16 protein-coding genes and 1 riboswitch are annotated in these 19,618 nt (G+C 73.1%); of the genes, 8 read left to right on the top strand and 8 right to left on the bottom strand.

Features of this window, described 5'->3' with window-relative positions; all coding sequences use genetic code 11:
• Positions 1–191 precede the first annotated feature (191 nt).
• The 3 genes from ABZY20_RS36800 (at position 192) to ABZY20_RS36790 (ending at position 3,276) form a co-directional block, all read left to right on the top strand.
• Positions 192–986, top strand: a complete 795-nt coding sequence (locus ABZY20_RS36800) for a class II aldolase/adducin family protein (protein ID WP_356447832.1) — start codon at positions 192–194, stop codon at positions 984–986.
• 467 nt (positions 987–1,453) lie between these two features.
• On the top strand, positions 1,454–2,614 hold the full coding sequence (locus tag ABZY20_RS36795) for a hypothetical protein (protein WP_356447830.1): 1,161 nt from the start codon (positions 1,454–1,456) through the stop codon (positions 2,612–2,614).
• 134 nt (positions 2,615–2,748) lie between these two features.
• Positions 2,749–3,276 carry a DoxX family membrane protein gene (locus ABZY20_RS36790; RefSeq protein ID WP_356447828.1) on the top strand — a complete coding sequence of 176 codons (528 nt, stop codon included), beginning with the start codon at positions 2,749–2,751 and terminating at the stop codon, positions 3,274–3,276.
• Between the two features lie 21 nt (positions 3,277–3,297).
• Here the strand turns inward: ABZY20_RS36790 and ABZY20_RS36785 are convergent, their stop codons facing one another.
• A complete protein-coding gene (locus ABZY20_RS36785; protein ID WP_356447826.1) occupies positions 3,298–3,555 on the bottom strand; it encodes a hypothetical protein in 258 nt (85 codons plus the stop codon).
• Complete coding sequence (locus ABZY20_RS36780) at positions 3,542–4,972, bottom strand: PspC domain-containing protein (protein ID WP_356447824.1); 1,431 nt, start codon at positions 4,970–4,972, stop codon at positions 3,542–3,544. Before ABZY20_RS36780 ends, ABZY20_RS36785 begins: the two co-directional genes overlap by 14 nt.
• A gap of 177 nt (positions 4,973–5,149) precedes the next feature.
• Between ABZY20_RS36780 and ABZY20_RS36775 the strand changes: the two genes are divergently transcribed.
• Both ABZY20_RS36775 and ABZY20_RS36770 read left to right on the top strand, forming a co-directional pair.
• The gene (locus ABZY20_RS36775) at positions 5,150–6,442 is read left to right on the top strand and encodes a PspC domain-containing protein (RefSeq protein ID WP_356447822.1); all 1,293 of its coding nucleotides are present in this window, start codon (positions 5,150–5,152) and stop codon (positions 6,440–6,442) included.
• A complete protein-coding gene (locus ABZY20_RS36770; protein WP_356447820.1) occupies positions 6,439–7,179 on the top strand; it encodes a response regulator transcription factor in 741 nt (246 codons plus the stop codon). Before ABZY20_RS36775 ends, ABZY20_RS36770 begins: the two co-directional genes overlap by 4 nt.
• A 62-nt stretch (positions 7,180–7,241) precedes the next feature.
• On the opposite strand, the gene ABZY20_RS36765 is transcribed toward ABZY20_RS36770, so the two are convergent.
• The gene (locus tag ABZY20_RS36765; protein ID WP_356447819.1) at positions 7,242–8,297 is read right to left on the bottom strand and encodes a C40 family peptidase; all 1,056 of its coding nucleotides are present in this window, start codon (positions 8,295–8,297) and stop codon (positions 7,242–7,244) included.
• 421 nt (positions 8,298–8,718) lie between these two features.
• Here ABZY20_RS36765 and ABZY20_RS36760 point away from each other — a divergent pair, with 421 nt between their 5' ends.
• A complete protein-coding gene (locus tag ABZY20_RS36760; protein ID WP_356447817.1) occupies positions 8,719–9,072 on the top strand; it encodes a hypothetical protein in 354 nt (117 codons plus the stop codon).
• Here ABZY20_RS36760 and ABZY20_RS36755 read toward each other — a convergent pair.
• The gene (locus tag ABZY20_RS36755; RefSeq protein WP_356447815.1) at positions 9,050–10,006 is read right to left on the bottom strand and encodes a hypothetical protein; all 957 of its coding nucleotides are present in this window, start codon (positions 10,004–10,006) and stop codon (positions 9,050–9,052) included. The genes ABZY20_RS36760 and ABZY20_RS36755 overlap by 23 nt on opposite strands.
• A gap of 77 nt (positions 10,007–10,083) precedes the next feature.
• Positions 10,084–11,271: an NlpC/P60 family protein gene (locus ABZY20_RS36750; protein ID WP_356447814.1), complete on the bottom strand. Its 1,188-nt coding sequence runs from the start codon at positions 11,269–11,271 to the stop codon at positions 10,084–10,086.
• Positions 11,272–11,279: 8 nt separating this feature from the next.
• Positions 11,280–11,447: riboswitch (cyclic di-AMP (ydaO/yuaA leader) on the bottom strand.
• A 289-nt stretch (positions 11,448–11,736) separates the two neighbouring features.
• On the opposite strand from ABZY20_RS36750, the gene pcrA reads away from it, so the two are divergent.
• Positions 11,737–14,223, top strand: coding sequence for a DNA helicase PcrA (gene pcrA, locus ABZY20_RS36745; RefSeq protein ID WP_356447812.1), 2,487 nt, complete (start codon positions 11,737–11,739; stop codon positions 14,221–14,223).
• Positions 14,224–14,272: 49 nt separating this feature from the next.
• Here the strand turns inward: pcrA and ABZY20_RS36740 are convergent, their stop codons facing one another.
• Together ABZY20_RS36740 and ABZY20_RS36735 are read right to left on the bottom strand one after the other, a co-directional pair.
• Positions 14,273–15,784, bottom strand: a complete 1,512-nt coding sequence (locus ABZY20_RS36740; RefSeq protein ID WP_356447810.1) for a M23 family metallopeptidase — start codon at positions 15,782–15,784, stop codon at positions 14,273–14,275.
• A gap of 293 nt (positions 15,785–16,077) precedes the next feature.
• Positions 16,078–16,941 (bottom strand): alpha/beta fold hydrolase, encoded by an 864-nt coding sequence (locus tag ABZY20_RS36735; RefSeq protein ID WP_356447808.1) that lies wholly within the window; start codon positions 16,939–16,941, stop codon positions 16,078–16,080.
• A 602-nt stretch (positions 16,942–17,543) separates the two neighbouring features.
• On the opposite strand from ABZY20_RS36735, the gene ABZY20_RS36730 reads away from it, so the two are divergent.
• Positions 17,544–17,960, top strand: coding sequence for a cobalamin B12-binding domain-containing protein (locus tag ABZY20_RS36730; protein ID WP_356447806.1), 417 nt, complete (start codon positions 17,544–17,546; stop codon positions 17,958–17,960).
• A gap of 221 nt (positions 17,961–18,181) precedes the next feature.
• Here ABZY20_RS36730 and ABZY20_RS36725 read toward each other — a convergent pair.
• Positions 18,182–19,618: DUF5691 domain-containing protein (locus ABZY20_RS36725; RefSeq protein ID WP_356447805.1), on the bottom strand; the 1,437-nt coding region annotated here is incomplete at its 5' end.

The following is a 19,618-nucleotide window of genomic DNA, read 5'->3' as shown; positions in this document are numbered from 1 at the left end:
TGCTACGACCCCGAGATCCACCGAGCCAGCAACAAGATCAAACAGGACCCGGACACGCCTCTGGCGGCATAGAGGTTGACTCAGGGAACTCACAGGGGCGCGCGGTGCCATCTTTACGAAACGGTTCTGTTCTTCCCTGCCTCACCGACGGTAACTTCCGCCCCGTACGGAGAACCAGCGCTGGAGGACCTATGCACGGGCCCACTCCGCCCCTGCCCCTGCCGACCGACCGGCTGCGGTTCGCGATGCCGCCGATGCACGAGTCGGCCGAGGACGAACGCCGCCACCGCAAGGAACGGCTCGCGGGCGCCCTGAGGATCTTCGGACGGCTCGGCTACGAGGACGGCGTCTCCGGGCACATCACCGCCCGCGACCCCGAGTTCACCGACTGCTTCTGGGTCAACCCCTTCGGCCTGCCCTTCCGGCACGTCACCGTCAGCGACCTGGTGCTCGCCAACCAGGACGGGCAGGTCGTCGAGGGCCGCTACCACGTCAACCAGGCCGCCTTCACCGTGCACGCCCAGGTCCACGCCGCCCGGCCCGACGTGGTCGCCGTCGCGCACTGCCACTCCGTGCACGGCCGGGCGCTCGCGGCCCTCGGCGAGCTGCTGGAGCCGATCACGCAGGAGAGCTGCGCCTTCTACGAGGACCACGCCCTCTACGAGGCCTACAGCGGCGTCAACGTGGACGCCGAGGAGGGGCGGCGCATCGCGGCCGCGCTCGGCTCCCGCAAGGCGCTCGTGCTGCGCAACCACGGACTGCTCACCGTCGGCGACTCGGTGGACGCGGCGGCCTGGTGGTTCGTGACGATGGAGCGGTCCTGCCAGGTGCAGCTGACGGCGCAGGCGGCCGGGCGGCCCGTCCGCATCGACCACCGGATGGCGGTGGCGACCCGGGAGCAGCTCGGCGGCGACCTGGTCGCGTGGATCAACTACCAGCCCATGTGGCAGGACATCACCCGCAGCGAGCCGGACCTGCTGGACTAGCGGCGCTTCGTCACTTTGTGATCGCTGTGTCAACACGGCACGCCGCTGTTCACCCGTGTTGACGAGGCGGGGCGGACCTGAAGGGGTGGTATAGGGCACAATTCGCTCTCGTCGCACGGGAGTTGCACAGCGGTGTCTCCGGGTTCCCGGGGGGACCGGCGGTGGTTGGGTTCGCGGGAAGGCGGGCGTCGGGCGTGGCGGTGCGGGAGGCGGGGCAGGGCGGCGGGGACGCGGGGGTGTACGCGGGTGCGCGGCCCGGTGCGTATCCGGGTGGATATGCCGGCGGGTACGAGGGTCATGGCGGTGGACACCCCGGTGGTCACGGAGGCGGTGGCGGGTTCGGGACCGGAGGTGGCGCCGGGTTCGGTGCCGGTTTCGGCCCCGGTGAGGCTCACGCCGGCGGGTGCGCCTGCGGGGACTGTCCGCACGGGGCCAGGGAGGGGCATCGGCGGGCCGTCGCCGCGTTCGTGCGCAGGCGCGAGGAGTTCGCGGCCGGGCAGGGGCTGCCCGCCGCCGTGGCCCACTCCGCCTCGGCGTCCCGCCAGTGGATCTCCGAGGAACTCGCGCAGTCCGCTGAGGCCGTCGCCGAGCGCAGGCGGGCCGAGGGCCGGGCCTGGCTGGCCGGACTGTGGCGGCGGACGGCCGCGGTGGTCTGGGCGGCCGTCGTCCTGCTGCTGCTCGGCCAGGCCCTCACGGCGGTCGGCGCGGGCTGGACACCGGCCCGCACCGCAGGGCTGGCCGCCGCGCTCCTGGTCGCCGGCGCGCTCACCGCGGCGTCGTGGTTCCACCGGGCGAAGGGCGGTGCGCTTGCGCCCGTGATCGGCGAGGACAACCGGCTGTCCACCTCCCGTACGGTCGCCGCGGCGTGGGTGCTGTTCGTGGCCTACGCGGTGCTCGTCCTGGCCGGGCGGCTCGCCGCCGCCTCCCGGCACCGGGAGCGGGACGCGCTGATCTCCGGGCTGGAACTCGCCCGGGGCGCCGGGGTGGTGACCGTCCTCGCCGTGGTCTGCGGGATCGCCGTCCTCGTGCGGCGGGTCGTGGGGCTGCGCGTCCTGGGCCAGCGGCTGCAGAAGGTGCCCGCCGACCGGCCCCGCGCCGCCGACCTGCTGACCGACGACGCGGGGCGTGGCACCTTCGCCGACATCCAGTACGTCGTCGTCAGCGGCGTCGCCCTGCTCTTCGCCGCGGTACGGCTGGCGAGGCGGCCCGACCAACTGCCCGACCTGCCGTGGGGACTGGCGGTGGTGGTGCTGGTGTCGGCGGCGACGTACCTGGCCGGGAAGTACGCGGAGGGCGGCCGGCCCGTCATCCTCTCCGTGGTCCGGGCCCGGGAGGCGGGAGACCTGGACGCCCCCATCCGCACGGGGGACGACATCGAGATCCGGGGTGCGGGGTTCGTGCCGCCCGGGGCGCAGGGGGCCGACCGGCTGGCCCGCATGGTGGTGCGGGTCGGCGCCGTGCACGTCCATGTGCCGCTGGTGCCGGTGCCGGGCGGCTTCGGCAACCCGACGGACACGCTGCTGACCGTGCCGGTCCCGGCGGAGGTGGAGCCGGGGCGGATCGACATCCAGGTCGTCACGGCGGCGGGGGCCGAGACCAACCGGTACGCGGTGGAGGTGACGGACTGACAGCGGGCCGGCCGCGCCGGCGGGCCGGGTCCGGCGGAAAGGGCGCCCGCGCAGGATTGAGCGCGCCCTCGACGCCGTACGTATGGTCTGTCGAGGGGGTCTCGGCACAGGCGGGCGAGAGGCGGCTGGCAGCGATGACGCACCGTATGCGGACGGACACCTACGGCACCCCCCACTCCGGTGAAGGCGACTGGCGGGAGACCGCCACCCGTTACGCCCTCGTCCCCCTGCGGATCTTCCTCGGTGTCACCTTCATCTACGCCGGCCTCGACAAACTCACCGACGGCGCCTTCATGAAGGACTCCGGTTCCGGGTCGATCGGCGACATGATGCGTGCCGTCCGCGACTCCTCCGCCATCCCCGCCCTCGTCGACCTCTCCCTGAAGAGCCCGGTCGGCTTCGGCTACGCCATCGCCTTCGGCGAACTGGCCGTCGGCATCGGCACCCTCCTCGGCCTGCTCGCCCGGCTCGCAGCCCTCGGCGGCGCGCTGATCTCCCTCAGCCTCTGGCTCACCGTGAGCTGGGCCTCCGACCCGTACTACTACGGCAACGACCTCGCCTACCTCATGGCCTGGATCCCGCTCGTGCTGGCGGGCGCGCCCGTGCTGTCCGTGGACGCCGCGCTGCGAGCCCGGCGGCAGCGCGCCGGGAGCCACCACTAGCCGCGCGGGGCGCCCTCACCGTCAGCCGGCCGGGTGCGGGCCGGATCCGTCCGCCGCCGTACCGCCCGCCGCCGTACCGCCCGCCCGGCGGCGCCGACGGGCGCGGCCCGTCAGGAGCGCCACCGCGCCGGCCAGGCACAGCCCGCCCGCGACGAGAGGGAACACCACGAACCACGGTGTCCGCCAGGCGCCGTCCGCGTCACCGGCGTAGAGGACGCCCGCGGTGACGAGGACCAGGCCGGCGACCAGCTTCCCGGGCTGGAGTTCATGACGCAGCACGGGTCACCTCCGCCTGTCCCATGCCGACGTGGAGGTCCAGGTCGATCGTGCCGGACGGGGGGACGCCCTCGGCGGGGGAGAGCGTCGTCTCCTGGTGCTGTCCCGGTTTCACGTCCACGTCCTTCGGGTCGTCGCCCGGCAGTTGGAGGTCGCCCATGCCCACGTCCACCCGCAGCCGCACGGTCGCGTCCTTCGGCACGATCACCTTCACCTGCCCCAAGCCCACGTCGGCTCGGGTGGTCACGGTCTGCGCGGCGGTCAGGTCCAGCCCGGTCAGGTCCAGGGTGCCGGCACCGGTGCCCAGGTCGTACTGCTCGCGGACGTCCGCCACGGTCACCGGGCGCCACGTCGTGCGGTTCCACTGCGTGCCGATGTCCTCGGGCAGGGCCGCCGCGGCGGCGAGCAGGCCGGCCGTGACGATCGCCAGGAGGATCGAGCCGGCCCCCGTGCGCCCCAGGAAGGCGCTGACGGCTATGCCCAGACCCAGGACGGCGAGCGCGCAGGCCAGACCGGTCTGCAGGCTGGTGCCGAGCGGGTGGGTGTCCCAGGTCCTGCTCGTGCCGAGGAACGCCGCGAGCAGGGCCAGCAGGAAGACCCAGCCGCCGATCCAGCGGGGGCCGCGCGGCTCGGCAGGCCGGGTCCGCGGGGCGGGTGCGTCCTCGCGGGTGCCGGACGGGATGCCCAGGCTGATGTTGACCGCCGCCGCGATGTCGAGGTCGCGGGTGTCGCGCGGGCCCCAGAGGTAGCCCGTGCCGCCGATGTGCGTGCCGTCCTTGACGATGGGGTCGCGCCACCAGGAGGGGTAGGTGGCGAGGACCGGCGGCGCCTGCGGCTCGGGCGGGGCGTCGGCGGCGGCCTGGGCGGCCAGGGGATCGGGGCTGGGGGCGCCGCGCCGGCTCGACCAGTAGCCGGCGCCCGCGAGGACGAGGGAGAGGACGACGGCGAAGGTCAGCACCCCGCCGTTGTTCAGCATGGTCAGGAACACCCCGCAGCCCACCAGCGCGAACAGCACGGCCGCCAGGGCCTGGCCGTCGACGCGGCCCGTGAGCAGCTTGCGCACCTCGTTCTCGTCCTCGTCGTCGTAGGGGACGAAGAGCCAGGCGAATCCGTAGAAGATCAGGCCGAGGCCGCCGGTGGCGGAGAGGACGGCGAGGGTGATCCGGAAGATGACCGGGTCCATGTCGCACTGCCGGCCGAGCCCGGCGCAGACGCCCGCCAGGGTCTTGTACCGGCGGTCGCGCCGGAACCTGGGGGGCGGCCCCGGCGGGGCGGCCTCCCCGGGCCGGTCCGAGGCTCCGGGGGCTCCTCCTCCCCGGCCCTCCGCGGCGGGCGCGGCATCCGCCGGCCCCGCGCCCGGTGCGGGGCGCGGGCCGGGGCCGGGTCCCGGACCCGTCGCGGCGTGCTCGTGATCGGTCATGGGTCCATGGTGACGGGCGCGGCGCCCCGGCGGCAGTCGGAACGACCCTGGCCGGACCCTGAAATCGGCCCTGAGACCGGGGGCGGGAAGCGTTCGACGGCCGGGACGCGGAGATCAGGGGAGTCTCCGGGGCCGACCCTGATGCTCCGGCCCTGCGCGCATGTGACCATCGGTGGCATGTCGGAAGCCGCAGCAGCGCCCCTCGCCGAGCCGCGGCCGCCGCGCAAGCTCTACCGCAGCAGCGACGGACGCTGGCTGGGAGGCGTCGCGCGGGGGCTCGCCGGGCACCTCGGGCTGCCCGTGATCTGGGTACGGCTGGCCTTCATCGGCCTGTTCATGGCCGACGGCCTCGGTGCGCTGCTGTACGCCGCGTTCTGGTTCTTCGTCCCGCTCGGGGTGGGCGGTGTCGACGCCCAGAGGCCGCCGTCGCCGATCGCCACGGAGACCTCGCCCGACGGGCGGCGCAGGCTCGTCGCGCGCAGACCCGACAAGGGCCAGATCGTGGCCCTGCTCCTCATGGTCGTCGTGGCCATGGTCTTCGTGGGCAACGTCAACCTCAGCGGCGGCGCCCGCGCCTACCTCTGGCCCATGGTGCTCGTCGGCGCGGGCGTCGCCCTGGTCTGGCGGCAGGCGGACAACGCCCGCCGGGCCCGCTGGGTCGAGGTCGGCCGCCGCCGGCGCACGGTGACGCTGCTGCGCGCGGTGGGCGGTGTGCTGCTGGTCACGGCCGGCGTATCCGGCCTGTTCGTGCTGCAGGGCTCCGCCGCCCACCTCGGCTCCGTCCTGCAGGCCGCCCTCGCGGTCCTCGTCGGGATAACGCTGCTGGCCGGCCCATATCTGGTGCGCATGACGCAGGACCTCTCCGAGGAGCGGCTGATGCGCATCCGCGCCCAGGAGCGCGCGGAGGTCGCCGCCCATGTCCACGACTCGGTGCTGCACACCCTCACCCTGATACAGCGCAACGCGGACAACGCGAGCGAGGTGCGCCGCCTCGCCCGCGCCCAGGAACGCGACCTGCGCACCTGGCTCTACAAACCCGAGGGCACCGGCAAGGACGAGGCCGACGAACCCACGCACCTCGCCGACGCGGTGCGGCGCAACGCGGCCGAGGTCGAGGACAAGCACGGCGTGCCCATCGAGGTCGTGGTGGTGGGCGACTGCCCGCTCGACGAGAGGATCGCCGCACAGATGCAGGCCGCACGCGAAGCGATGGTGAACGCCGCCAAGTACGGTGGCGAGGGCGGCGCCGTACAGGTCTACGCCGAAGTCGAGGGCAAGACGGTCTTCGTGTCCGTCCGGGACCGCGGCCCCGGCTTCGACCTCGACTCGATACCCGCCGACCGGATGGGTGTCAGAGAATCGATCATCGGCCGCATGGAGCGCAACGGCGGCACGGCGCGACTGCGCGCGGTGCCGGACGGCGGCACGGAGGTCGAGCTGGAGATGGAGAGGGCGGAGAAGACGTCATGAGCGACCCGACCGAGGCGAACGGTACGGCGGGACCGGCGGAGGCGGCCGGCCCCGCGGAGTCGGGCGGCGGCACCGGGCGTCGCGTGCGCGTGGTCCTCGTCGACGACCACCGGATGTTCCGCACCGGCGTCCAGGCCGAGATCGGGCAGACCGAGCAGACGGGGGTCGAGGTCGTCGGCGAGGCCGCGGACGTCGACCAGGCGGTCACGGTCATCACCGCGACCCGGCCCGAGGTGGTCCTGCTCGACGTGCACCTCCCGGGCGGCGGCGGTGTCGAAGTGCTGCGCCGCTGCGCCCCGTTGATGGGGGACACCGAGCAGCCGGTCCGCTTCCTGGCGCTGTCCGTGTCGGACGCGGCGGAGGACGTCATCGGCGTGATCCGCGGCGGGGCCCGCGGCTACGTCACCAAGACGATCACCGGCACGGACCTGGTGGACTCCGTCTTCCGCGTCCAGGAGGGCGACGCGGTGTTCTCGCCGCGGCTGGCCGGATTCGTGCTCGACGCCTTCGCCTCCACGGACGCGCCGCCGGTCGACGAGGACCTGGACCGTCTCACCCAGCGCGAGCGCGAGGTGCTGCGGCTGATCGCCCGGGGCTACGCCTACAAGGAGATCGCCAAGCAGCTGTTCATCTCCGTGAAGACGGTGGAGTCCCACGTCTCGGCGGTCCTGAGGAAGCTCCAGCTCTCCAACCGGCACGAGCTGACGCGGTGGGCGACGGCTCGCCGGCTGGTGTGACCCGGGGCCGGCGGCCTCAAGGCCGGGGGATGGGCCGGCGCTGACGCCGCCGTGCCGTGCCGTCACACCACCCGTGTCGCCCCCGCGTACGGCATCTCGTCGAGCGGGGCGACGCGCACGGGCGCGGAGGGGTTCGGGGCGTGGATCATCCGCCCGTCACCCACGTAGATGCCGACGTGACTGATGCCGGCGTAGAAGAACACCAGGTCGCCGGGGCGGAGTTCGGAGCGGGAGACGCGGCGGCCGGCGTCGATCTGGGAGTACGTCGTGCGCGGCAGGGAGACGCCCGCGGAGCGGTACGCGGCCTGGACCAGGCCCGAGCAGTCGAAGGCGTCCGGGCCGGTCGCGCCCCAGACATATGGGCTGCCGAGCTTCCGGTAGGCGTAGGAGACGGCGGCGGCCGCCCGGGAGTCGGGCGCCTGGGACGTCGCGGGCCCGGGCGCCGCGAGGCCGTCCCGGGCGCCGGTGGAGCGGGCGGCGCGGGGTGCCGCGCCGAGCCGGGCGCGTTCCTCCGCGGTGAGCCGGGAGAGCAGCCGGCGTGCCGAGCCGAGCTTGCCGGTGATCGTGCTCTTGTGCGTTTTCAGCTCCGTCCGCCACGACTTCAGCGACGTCAGCTCGACGTGGGCGGCGCCGCGCAGTTGCTCGATCTCGCGCAGCCGCTTGCGTACGCCCGCGACGGCCCAGTGCTGCCGGTCGCCGGCCCGCTCGGCGAACGCGGCGTTGCGCAGGTACCGGTCGGGGTCGTCGGACAGCACGAGCTGGACCGCGGGGTCGAGGCCGCCGCTGCGGTAGTGGGCGGCGGCGGCCGAGCCCAGGGCGTCGCGGGCCGTGTCGAGGCGCTCCTGCTTGCGCGCCGCCTGGTCCTGCAGGTCCCTCAGCCGCTGTGCGGCCTCCCGTGCCTTCTCCCGCGCGCCGTTGTACTTCTCGGTGGCGACCTCCGCCTCCCGGTACAGCCGGTCCACCTCGGCCTTGACCTGCCCGGGGGTGGGCTGCGGTTCGGCGTGCCCGGTCCCGTCCAGGCCCGTCGCGGTCGCCGCGCTGGCGAGGGCGATGGTGGCGGCCGTCCGCGCCGTGCCACCGGCCGTGGGGCGTCGTCGGGGCTTGCGGTGCGATGCCACCAGGGGTCCACGTCCTTTCCTCGCCCGCCGGTGGGGTGCGGACGGCCGCCGTGGGGAGCGGGACGGGCGGCCTGCGTGTCCGGCGGCGGCGCGCACAGGGGGAGCGGTCCGCCGCCGGACCTTCTCGGCGGTGGCGCCCGGCTGCCGCCCCTGGCCCGGGCGGCGGTGGGGAGCCGGTCACCTGGTGGGACGCTAGGCCTCGCCGTGGCGGGCCGGTGGCGGGTGTGCGGAACTGTCCCCGGAGGACCGTCGGTGACCGTATGCGAACGTGATCCCGTCGCGGGCCCGACATGTTGACTCAGCGTGATGATCGATGCGCCGAATCATGGGCGAATGACCTTGAACGGGTGCTATGGGGCGCATATATGCATCACCAGGCCGGTGCCGACGGGTCCCGGGGCCCTCATTAGGCTCCGGCCTCATGGACGTACTCATCCACCTCTTCGTCGGTCTCCACATCGTCGGCATCGCCGCGCTCCTGGGCGGCTTCCTCACCCAGATGAAGGCGATGGGCGACGGCACCGCCCGCTACACCCCCGCGATGCTGCACGGCGCGCTGACGATGCTGGTCACGGGCGTGATCCTGGTCGGGCTCAACCAGGCCGACGACCAGTCCGTGAACAACATCAAGATCGGCGTGAAGCTGGCCCTGCTGATCGTGATCCTCGGCCTGGTCTACGTGAAGCGCGACGACGAGAAGGTGGACAAGGGCCTCTTCGGCCTGGTCGGGGCGCTGACCACGGCGAACCTCTTCATCGCCGTGCTCTGGACCTGACCCGCCCGGAGCCGGCGCCGGCCCGGGCCGAGGCGAGCGCCCAGGCGGCGCAGCCGAGCCAGACGGCCACCGCGACCCACAGCAGCGCCCGACCCGCGCCGTCGAGCCAGGGGACGTCGAGGGCGGCCGCGATCGCCAGGGCGGCCGCGGCCGTCACGGCCACCACGAAGACGGTCGCCCAGCGGGACACGTCGTAACGGTGCCGGGGCCACATCAGCTCGGCGGTGAGCAGGACGACGCAGCAGACCAGGGTGAGCACCAGCAGCGCGACGGCGACCCTGGTGAGGACCGCGCGGTTGTCGTCGTTCCACAGGTAGAAGCCGCCGCTGTCGGCGCCGAGGAGCAGCGCCCCGGCCAGCGCCGAGACACCGAGTCCGCCGGCCGCGAGCCAGTGGTCCCCGGCGTCCTCGGTCATCTGCCGGGGCCGGAAGCGGAACAGGGCGACGACGTACAGCACGAGCCCCAGCCAGAACAGCACCAGGGCCGTGTGCGCGAGCCAGGCGGCCCGCTCCGCGGCGGCCAGGGCGGCGCCGAGCACGGCGAGCCCCTGGGTGGCCACACAGCGCAGGAACACCGACCCCTGACGGTCCGGGGTCCGCACGCCGAGCAGCCCGACCCAGAGCAGCCCGGTCCAGAGCAGCGCGGCGAGCGCCAGCAGCGCCGCCGCCGACCGCGGCCAGCCCGCGGCACAGAAGCCGGTGCCCACCATTGCGGTCGCCGCCGTGAAGGTGAGCGCCGCAGCGGCCTCCTCGCGCCACGCCCGCGGCGGCCGCAGTACGGCGCGAGCGACCGCTGCCAGCCAGCTCGCGCAGGCCAGGGCGAGGACGATGCGGGAGAGGACCTCGTACCCCGCCGAGTCGAGGCCGACCGACAAGGTGCCGGTCGTCAGCGCGTGGATCGCCCACAACGTGGCAGACGGGGAGGGGCCGGGCATAGCGCCGATGCTAGAGAGCGCCGCCCGCAATGGGAGAGGGGCACGCGCGCGTGCCCCTCGAAAACATCCCGGGCCGGTCAGGCCGGCCGCACCACGCTGTGGATCGACGACTCGCCGTCGTAGTAGATCGACTCCTCGCGCACGTAGGTGCCGGGCTTCGGGGCGTGGATCATCATGCCGTTGCCGATGTAGATCCCGACGTGGCTGAGGTCGTCGTAGAAGAACACCAGGTCACCGGGGAGCGCCTGGGAGAGCGGGACCGTGGTGCCGGCGTCGACCTGGTCGTACGTGGTGCGCGGGAGGGTCACTCCCGCGGCCTTCCAGGCGGCCTGGGTGAGGCCGGAGCAGTCGTAGGAGCCGGGGCCGACGGCACCCCACACGTACGGCTTGCCGATCTGGGCGCGGGCGAAGGCGAGCGCCTTCTCGGCCTTGGTGGCGTACGAGGAGTCGGCCGGGGCCGTCGGAGCGGACGGGGACGTGGACGAGCCGGACTCCGGGGCCGTGGTGGAGGTATCGCTCTCCTGCTGCCGGGCGGCCTCCTCCTGCGCCTGCTGCTGCGCGGCCTGCTGCCGGGCCAGCTCGGCGGCCTTGCGGGCGGCCTCCTCCTGCTTCTCCTTCTCGATCGCCGCGAGCCGCGCCTTCTCCTCGGCGGTCAGCCTCGACATCAGCTCCCGCGCGTCGGCGAGCTTGCGCTGGACGGTGGCCTTGGCCGTCTTCAGGTCGCCCTGCGACTCGGTGAGCGTCCGGAGGCTCTCGGTGGCCTCCTGGCGCTTCTTCATCGTCTCGGACTGCTGGGTGACGAAGTCGTCGACGGCGACCTTCTGACGGCCGGTCATCCGGTCCATCAGCTGGGTCTGGTCGAAGTAGTCCTGCGGGGTGTCCGCGAGCAGGAACGTGGCGGTGTCCGGGGCGGCGGCGCCGGTGCGGTACTGGGCGGCGGCGAAGGAACCGAGCTCCTCACGCGCCTCGTTGAGCTTCTGGGTGCGCTGGGCGACGTCGTCGAGGAGGGTGTCGACGCGCTTGCGCTGCTTCGCGGTCTTCTCCTTGGCCGCGTTGTACTTGTCGGTCGCCGACTCCGCCTGGCGGTACAGGTCGTCGACCTTCTTCTCGACTTCCTCGAGGCTGGGTCTGTCGTCGGCCTCGGGGGCGGCGTTGGCCGACTGGGAGAGCAGGGCCACGGAGGTGAGGGCCGCCGTTGCCAGGGCGGGGGTCCGTATGCCTGCCACGCGCGAACCCGTAGGACGCGACTTGCGGTGCGACGCCAAGGGAGGCGACTCCTTCCATGTTCCGCCTACCGGGTTAGCTGTCGGGTTCGGGCGGGTGGTTCGGAAGGGTTGCCCTACGGCCCTCCCCGGAGGGTCGGGCCGATTCACCCCAAGGTCTCGGTGGGTCCCCGGCTCCGGCTGCCGCTGCGGCACACCGGACTCGGCGGAGGCCGCGCGGCCCGGCGAGGTTCGCCGGTGGAGGTCGTACGGCCCGGTCGCACGGTAGCCAACTCGTGTGGCCCCTGTGAAGGTTGATGGGTGATATGCCCGATACATTTTCGTGACCTTGTTCCGGGGTGCCGCCGGGAGTGAGGGATCGCGGGAGGTTGATCCGGAGTCGTCCCGAAATCGGGTGGCTGTCGCACGCTGTGATCCTGCGGATCCCGGGCGTGACAGGAGGGCGCTTCCGGTGATTCTCCGGGGTGGCGGCCGGTTGTCGGTGGGGCGTCCTAGACTCGGAGAGCGATGAGCAGCCTCTTTGACGACCACTTCCTGGCGAGCCTCCAGGCCCAGCGGGGCCCTGCGGACGAGCCCCCGCCGCCACCCGAGGACGATCACGTTCCGGAGCCGATCCCGGACGATCTGTTCGGCGGGAAGTTCGACGTGCCGCCGGACCGCGACACCCACTACCGCGACGGCGCACCGCGCCCGGTGGTGGACACCGCCGCGCTCCTGGAGGGGCTGAACGACAACCAGCGCGCCGCCGTCGTCCACTCCGGCTCCCCCCTGCTCATCGTGGCCGGTGCCGGCTCCGGCAAGACCCGGGTGCTCACGCACCGCATCGCCCACCTGCTCGCCGAGCGGGACGTGCACCCGGGCCAGATCCTCGCGATCACCTTCACCAACAAGGCCGCCGGCGAGATGAAGGAGCGCGTCGAGCAGCTCGTCGGCCCCCGGGCGAACGCCATGTGGGTCATGACGTTCCACAGCGCGTGCGTGCGCATCCTGCGCCGCGAGAGCAAGAGGCTCGGCTTCACGTCCTCCTTCTCGATCTACGACGCCGCCGACTCCAAGCGCCTGATGGCCCTGGTCTGCCGCGACCTGGACCTGGACCCCAAGCGCTTCCCGCCGAAGTCCTTCAGCGCCAAGATCAGCAACCTGAAGAACGAGCTGATCGACGAGGAGGACTTCGCCGCCCAGGCCACGGACGGTTTCGAGAAGACCCTCGCCCAGGCCTACGCCCTGTACCAGTCGCGGCTGCGCGAGGCGAACGCCCTCGACTTCGACGACCTGATCATGACGACGGTCAACCTGCTCCGCGCCTTCCCGGACGTCGCCGAGCACTACCGCCGCCGCTTCCGGCACGTCCTGGTCGACGAGTACCAGGACACCAACCACGCCCAGTACGCCCTCGTGCGCGAGCTGGTCGGCACCGCCGAGCACCCCGTCGACGTCCCGCCCGGCCCGGACGACGTCCCGCCCGCCGAGCTGTGCGTCGTGGGTGACGCCGACCAGTCGATCTACGCCTTCCGCGGCGCGACGATCCGCAACATCCTCCAGTTCGAGGAGGACTACCCGGACGCGACGACGATCCTGCTGGAGCAGAACTACCGCTCCACGCAGACCATCCTCAGCGCCGCCAACGCGGTCATCGAGCGCAACGAGTCCCGCCGCCCCAAGAACCTGTGGACCAACGCGGGCACGGGCGCGCGGATCACCGGCTACGTGGCCGACACCGAGCACGACGAGGCGCAGTTCGTCGCCGACGAGATAGACCGCCTCACGGACGCCGGCGAGGCCAAGGCGGGCGACGTCGCGGTCTTCTACCGCACCAACGCCCAGTCCCGTGTCTTCGAAGAGGTCTTCATCCGCGTCGGCCTGCCCTACAAGGTCGTCGGCGGCGTCCGCTTCTACGAGCGCAAGGAGGTCCGGGACGTCCTGGCCTACCTGCGCGTCCTGGCCAACCCCGAGGACTCGGTGCCGCTGCGCCGGATCCTCAACGTCCCCAAGCGGGGCATCGGCGACCGCGCCGAGGCGATGATCGACGCCCTCGCCCAGCGCGAGAAGATCAGCTTCCCGCAGGCGCTCAAGCGCGTCGACGAGGCGTACGGCATGGCCGCGCGCTCCACCAACGCCGTCAGGCGGTTCAACACGCTGATGGAGGACCTGCGCACGATCGTCGAGTCCGGCGCCGGACCGGCCACCGTCGTGGAGGCCGTCCTGGAGCGCACCGGCTACCTCGCCGAACTGCAGGCCTCCACCGACCCGCAGGACGAGACCCGCATCGAGAACCTCCAGGAACTCGCCGCCGTCGCCATGGAGTTCGAGCAGGAGCGCGGCGAGGGCACGGAGACGCCCGGCACCCTGGCCGACTTCCTCGAGCAGGTGGCGCTGGTCGCCGACTCCGACCAGATCCCCGACGAGGAGGACGGCGACGGCGTCATCACGCTGATGACCCTGCACACCGCCAAGGGCCTGGAGTTCCCGGTCGTCTTCCTGACCGGCATGGAGGACGGCGTCTTCCCGCACATGCGCGCCCTCGGCCAGACCAAGGAGCTGGAGGAGGAGCGGCGCCTGGCCTACGTCGGCATCACCCGCGCGCGTGAGCGGCTGTACCTGACCCGGTCCACCCTGCGCAGCGCCTGGGGCCAGCCGTCGTACAACCCGCCCTCCCGCTTCCTGGAGGAGATCCCGCCGGCCCACGTGGAGTGGAAGCGGACCGGAGCGACCTCGCCCGCGTCCTCCGGCCCGGTCTCCGCCGTGGCCGCCTCGCTGTCCTCGTCCCGCTCGCGCTCCTCGGCGTCGGGCGCGTCCGGGTTCGCCACGCGCCGGACCTCCGAGAAGCCGGTGGTGTCACTGGCCGTCGGGGACCGCGTCACCCACGACCAGTTCGGGCTCGGCACCGTCGTCGCGGTGAAGGGCACGGGCGGGAACGCCGAGGCGACGATCGACTTCGGCGACGCCAAGCCCAAGCGGCTGCTGCTGCGGTACGCACCGGTGGAGAAGCTCTGACCCGCTGACCCGGCCCCCGCCGGCCGGGCCGGCGGGGGCTGCGGGGACGCTACGTCGGGTCGACGCCGTGGCTGCGCAGCCACGAGAGCGGGTCGATGGCCGAGCCGCCGGCCGGGCGCACCTCGAAGTGCAGGTGCGGGCCGGTGGAGTTGCCGGAGTTGCCGGAGCGCGCGATCGGATCGCCGGCCTTCACGGTCGTGCCCGAGGGGACCGTGTAGGTGGAGAGGTGGCAGTACCACGTCTCCGTCCCGTCCTTCGCGGTCACGATCATCATGTTGCCGTACGCGCTGTTCCACTGGGTGCGCACGGTGCCGTCGGTCGCGGCCATCACGGTCGTACCGTACGAGACGGGGAAGTCGATGCCGCTGTGCAGGGACATCCAGTTGATGCCGGACTGGCCGTAGTAGGCGCTGAGTCCGTGCTGCGCGACCGGGAGCGCGAACTTGGGGCGCAGCCGCTCCTTGCGGGCCGCCTCCTCCGCCGCGCGCTTGCGCTCGGCGGCCTGCTGGGCCTTGAGGTCGATGCGCTCCTGCGTACGGCTGGCCCGGTCGGCGAAGTCGTCGGCACCGGCGGCGAGGCTCTGCAGCTGGGTGTCGAGCTTGTTGTTGGCGGCGGCCGGCTTCACCGGCTGCGCGTCCGCCGCGGTGGTGTGCGCCTCCGCCGCGCTGTCCTCGGTGAGGCTGCCGACGGAGGCGGCCGCGATCCCGGCCACGCCCATCACACACGCCGAGGGCACCGCGATGGTCAGCAGCGCCGAGCGCTTGGGCGGGGTGCGGCGACGGGAGCGGGAGCCCGCGCGCGAGGCGGCCCGGGACGGCGGGGCGACCTCCTCCTGATCGTCCAGGAGCGGCTCGACCGCGGGCAGTTCACCGGTGGCGTCCGGCTCGCCGCCGTCCGCGGAGGGGTCGTGGTATCCGGCCCCGTCGGCCTCGTCGTAGGCGGTCTGGTCGAACGTCGCGGTCTCGTGCTGGTCGAAGGTCTCGGCGTGCTGCTGCTCGTAACCGTCGGCGGCCGCTGCGGGAGTGCCGTCGGAGTTCCACTGCGTGGCGTCGTAGGCACCGGTGTCGAAGCTCTGCGAGCCCCATTCCCACTGCTGGGTGTGGTCCGCCGGGTTGCCCGACTGGTCGGGCTGCAGCCACGCGCCGGCGTCCCACTGGCCGCTGACGTCGGGGAACGTGGCCTGCGGCGGGATCACCGACAGCGGCTGCTCGGCGTTCCAGCCCGTCGTGTCGTAGACACCGGTGTCGTAGGCCGCCTGGTGCTGTGCCGCATACGGGTCGTAGTTCAGGTTTTCGTGGGTACCCGTGGGCCAGTGGCCCGTCTCGTAGGCGCCCGTGTCGTGGCCGGTGCCCGGCATGTCGCCGAAGAGGGGGTCGGTCGCGAAGCTCGCGGTCGTGTGCCCGGTGGCGCCGGTGGGATCAAAACCGGTGGCGGCGTAGTCGCCGTACGTGGTGAAGTCGCCGTACTGGGCTTCCTGGGTGCCGTACGACGCGTAGTGCGCCGGGGCGGCGTCGGAAGCCGGAGCCGGGGCCATGGTCCCCGACGGGTGACGGTCGTTCACCAACTTCTCTTTCGCCTCGACAACAGGGGCTGCCAGAGCAGTGCGGCGACTGTACCCGGCGGTACGCGGGCACGACAATCTTCGGCAGGTTTCGCGCGCGCAGGAAACGGGCATTCGGCCGTGTTTTGGCGGACTGCGGGCGCGAGTTTGGTTTTGTGTTCGAAGTTTGTTCGAGGTTGGTCGCGGCGTCGACGGGGTCCGTCGTCTGTATGACGAGTCCGTGAGCCGGGTGTGACGGCTTCCGGCCGACTGTCGCCCGACCGTGTGGGGCGCCGGGCGCGGCCGGGCCGGCGTCAGGCCACCGTGAGGCCGTCACCGCGAGCGGCGGTCGGCTCACCCGGGCGGGCCGTGTCGAGGGCCTGGCGTATGCCGCCTGCGACCGCGGGGTGGACGGGCAGGGCGAGATGGCCGATGCCGGTCACGCGCACGTTCTCCGCGCTCAGATCGGGATGGTCGATACGGGCCGTCTCCACCGGATCCATCACATGGTCGAGGTCGCTCCAGTAGCTGACGAAGTGCGTGGCGCAGTCAGGGGCGGGCTCCGTGAGCTCTTCGAGCACCGATGAGCCGGGGCGCATCTGGCGCACGATGGGGTGCGCGTCCGCCAGGGGCGCCACCCGGGTGCCCGAGTGCGGCGTGCCGAGCGTCACGAGGGTGCGGACGCGCGTGTCGCCGCCGAGCCGCTGCACGTAGTAACGCGCTATCAGGCCGCCGAGGCTGTGCCCCACGACGTCGACCCGCCGGGCGCCGGTGCGCTCGCAGATCTCCTCGATGTGCCGGCCCAGCAACTCGGCCGCGGCCCGTATGTCGCAGGTCAGGGGCGAGTAGTTGAGGGACTCGATCTGCTGCCTGCCGTGCTGGGCGAGGCTGCGGCGCAGCAGGACGAACACGGAGCGGTTGTCGATGAAGCCGTGCAGCAGCACGACCGGGGGCTTCGCCTCCGTCGGCAGCCGGGCCGCGCCGTCCGCGGGCAGGGGTGGGGCCGGGACCCGTCGCTCCCGGGTGATCCCGGAGGGGTAGAGGAGGAGGTGCCCGGCCAGGATCGCGATCTCCAGGGCGGTGGCCTTCAGCAGCGCCGCGGAGAGTCCCGCCAGCCGGCTCGGCAGCAGGCGCCGGCAGAACGGGAAGAGGGGCAGAGCAGCCCCGGTGACCTTCATGGCCGACCTCCTGTCGGCACGCGGGAGGACGGCTGTGCCCCCCGTGTGCTCTCGTGGAAAGCAGCGGCGAAGACGGCCGTCGTCGACCGCGCGAGCGGCGTGAGCCGCGTGAGCTGCGAGGAATGAGCGCGGCGGGTGGCGCCTGTGACGCCGGTGGTGCGACGGGGTCCCCGGTGGGTGGGGTGAGGCGGATCCCCGCTGGTGCGCCGTGCGTGCCCTGCGTGCTGTGCGTGCGGTGCTTGCGGTGCGTGGCCGTTGTGCCTTCGCCGAAGTGCCGTGCCCCCGCCGTGGGTCATGGGTGGCGCTGCGGTACGACGACCTCGTTGCGGCTTCCCTTGCGCTTGTCCCAACGTGTGATTTCCCCCTCCCTCCGCACCGCGAAACTGCCGGTTGCGGGATGCTGGAGATAACGTTCGTTCACTTCCCCGGACGGTTCGGGGCGGGATGTCCGTGCCGTGGTGCCGCAGCCGGTGCGGTGGGCGGCGGCCCGGGCCGTGCACGCGGGCGACATGACGGGCGCAGTGCGTACGTCGTGTACGGCTCGAGCAATGTGTGCGGTACTTGTCGGTACGGATGGATGTAGTCGGTTCATGGAGGCAGTGATGGGTGTGGCAGCCGGTCCGATCCGCGTGGTGGTGGCCAAGCCGGGGCTCGACGGCCACGATCGCGGGGCCAAGGTGATCGCGCGGGCCCTGCGCGACGCCGGTATGGAGGTCATCTACACCGGCCTCCACCAGACTCCGGAGCAGATCGTCGACACGGCGATCCAGGAGGACGCCGACGCGATCGGCCTGTCCATCCTCTCCGGCGCGCACAACACGCTCTTCGCGGCGGTGATCGACCTGCTCCGGGAGCGGGAGGCGGAGGACATCCTGGTCTTCGGGGGCGGGATCATCCCCGAGGCGGACATCCCGCTGCTGAAGGAGAAGGGCGTCGCGGAGATCTTCACGCCCGGCGCGACCACGCAGTCGATCGTGGACTGGGTCCGGGCGAACGTACGTCAGCCGGCCGGGGCCTAGGAAACCGGCGGCGGAGCCGATCGTGCTGGCGCCGGTCGCCCCGGAGTCGACCGTGCTTGAGCCGATGGTGCTTGAGCCGCTCGTGGCGGAGCCGATGGTGCTTGAGCCGCTCGTGCCGGAGCCGATCGTGCCGGCGTCGACCGCGTCGGCCGGCTCCAGCGGGCCGTGCCCTGCGGGCGCCGTCCCGGTGAGCCGGCTCCGGCCCGTCCGTCCGGTGCGGTTCAGCGCTGCACCGGCCCCAGCTCCTCGATCATCGCCGCACGCAGGCGCAGTGTCGTGACCAGCCGCTGGAACGCCTCCGCCCAGTAGCCGCCCGCGCCGGGCGACGCGTTCTCCGGTTCGTCCGGTACCGCCAGCAGCGCCTCCAGGCGGGCCGACTCGGCAGGGTCGAGACAGCGCTCGGCCAGCCCCATCACTCCGCTGAAACTCCATGGATAACTCCCCGCGTCCCGGGCGATGTTGAGCGCATCCACCACCGCCCGGCCGAGCGGCGGAGCCCAGGGCACCGCACACACCCCGAGCAGTTGAAAAGCCTCGGACAGCCCGTGCGCGGCGATGAAGCCGGCCACCCACTCCGCCCGTTCCGCCGCGCCCAGCGTGCCCAGCAGCTTGGCGCGTTCGGCCAGGGACACCGCGCCCGGACCGCCCGCCTCCGGTGCCGAGGGCTCGCCGAGCAGCGCGCGCGACCACTCGGCGTCCCGCTGGCGGACGGCTGCCCGGCACCACGCCGCGTGCAGTTCGCCCTGCCAGCCGTCCGCCACCGGCAGTGCCACGATCTCCCGGGGCGTCCGGCCGCCCAGCCGCCGCGACCAGGTCGCCAGCGGCGCCGCCTCCACCAACTGACCCAGCCACCAGGACCGTTCGCCCCGCCCCGCGGGGGCCTTCGCCACCACGCCGTCGCGCTCCATGGCCGGATCGCACTCGTGCGGGGCCTCCACCACGATCACCGGCACGGGCGGGGCGGCGTCCTTCCCCCCTGCGGGCTCCACGGGCCGGGCGCCCCGCGTGCGGTCGATGGCCACGCACGCCTCGGCCCGGACCGCCATCCGCGCGGCGAGCGCCGACCCGGGCAGGGCCGACAGCAACTCCGCCGCCGTCGCCCGGACGTTACGGCTGCGGTCGGCCAGTGCCTGCTCCAGGAAGGGCTCGTCGTCCGGACCGAGGCCCGCGCGCAGCGAGTCGAGGAACATCAGCCGGTCCTCGGCCCGCTCCGTCGCCCAGGTCCCGGCCAGCAGATCGCGTGCGGCGGCCGGTTCGCGGGAGCGCAGCGCGGACAGGAGAGCGACCCGTTCGGCGAACAGGCCCTCCTGCCACAGCCGCTGCGTCCGCTCCTCGTCCTCCAGGTGCGGCAGGGCCGCTCCGCCGCCGGGTGCCGAGCGCAGGGCGAACCGCCAGTCCGGGTTCAGCCGCGCCAGCCACAGCGCCCTCGGCCCCGCGAACTCCAGCGCCGCCGGACGCAGATCCGTACGCCCCCGGGCCGCGTCCAGCAGCGCGGGCAGCGCCTGCGGAGGCGGCGCGAATCCCCGGGCGTTCGCCGCCGCCAGCCACTGGGGCAGCAGCTCCATCAGGTCCGGCGCGGCTCCCCGGCGGCTGCCGCCGGACGACCCGGGGCGGTCGGCCAGCAGCAGGGCCAGTCTGCGCGCGGCCGCGGGCGGCAG

Source organism: Streptomyces sp. NPDC006624 (genome assembly GCF_040611555.1).
Taxonomy (GTDB): domain Bacteria; phylum Actinomycetota; class Actinomycetes; order Streptomycetales; family Streptomycetaceae; genus Streptomyces.
Note: the sequence above shows the minus strand (reverse complement) of the source record. Positions and strands in the feature narration are given on the sequence as shown.

Excerpts from the sequence above, each read along its gene's own strand:
- ABZY20_RS36800 (WP_356447832.1), top strand. The coding sequence starts at position 192 with ATGCACGGGCCCACTCCGCCCCTGCCCCTGCCGACCGACCGGCTGCGG.
- ABZY20_RS36755 (WP_356447815.1), bottom strand. The coding sequence starts at position 10,006 with ATGCCCGGCCCCTCCCCGTCTGCCACGTTGTGGGCGATCCACGCGCTG.
- ABZY20_RS36775 (WP_356447822.1), top strand. The coding sequence starts at position 5,150 with ATGTCGGAAGCCGCAGCAGCGCCCCTCGCCGAGCCGCGGCCGCCGCGC.
- ABZY20_RS36735 (WP_356447808.1), bottom strand. The coding sequence starts at position 16,941 with ATGAAGGTCACCGGGGCTGCTCTGCCCCTCTTCCCGTTCTGCCGGCGC.
- pcrA (WP_356447812.1), top strand. The coding sequence starts at position 11,737 with ATGAGCAGCCTCTTTGACGACCACTTCCTGGCGAGCCTCCAGGCCCAG.
- ABZY20_RS36780 (WP_356447824.1), bottom strand. The coding sequence starts at position 4,972 with ATGACCGATCACGAGCACGCCGCGACGGGTCCGGGACCCGGCCCCGGC.
- ABZY20_RS36730 (WP_356447806.1), top strand. The coding sequence starts at position 17,544 with ATGGGTGTGGCAGCCGGTCCGATCCGCGTGGTGGTGGCCAAGCCGGGG.
- ABZY20_RS36790 (WP_356447828.1), top strand. The coding sequence starts at position 2,749 with ATGACGCACCGTATGCGGACGGACACCTACGGCACCCCCCACTCCGGT.
- ABZY20_RS36770 (WP_356447820.1), top strand. The coding sequence starts at position 6,439 with ATGAGCGACCCGACCGAGGCGAACGGTACGGCGGGACCGGCGGAGGCG.
- ABZY20_RS36760 (WP_356447817.1), top strand. The coding sequence starts at position 8,719 with ATGGACGTACTCATCCACCTCTTCGTCGGTCTCCACATCGTCGGCATC.